Consider the following 269-nt stretch of genomic DNA (forward strand, 5'->3'; position numbering starts at 1 on the left):
AAGGCGAACTACAGCATCAAACGCATGGCACGACTATTAAAAGTATCTCGGTCTGGATACTACAAATGGGCCCATGTGCAGCAGAAACGACTATCCGGAAAGGATGATCGGGCAGCATTTTACGATGATGTTGACCGTAAGATTCATCAGATTTGGAAAGACTCCGATGAGGTTTATGGTGCTCCGCGGATCACCGCAGAGCTTGCCGAGCGCTACCACATTTCGCTTAACCGTAAGACTGTGGCGAAGCGGATGCGCATGATGGGCAT

At 49.8% G+C, this 269-nt stretch carries 1 protein-coding gene; it reads left to right on the forward strand.

What is annotated here, in order from left to right:
* Positions 1–24: 24 nt before the first annotated feature.
* A partial coding sequence (locus HMPREF2896_RS12070) for an IS3 family transposase (RefSeq protein ID WP_141754794.1) occupies positions 25–269 on the forward strand: 245 nt, incomplete at its 3' end.

It is taken from the genome of Corynebacterium sp. HMSC069E04 (assembly GCF_001813175.1).
Taxonomy (GTDB): Bacteria; Actinomycetota; Actinomycetes; order Mycobacteriales; family Mycobacteriaceae; genus Corynebacterium; species Corynebacterium aurimucosum.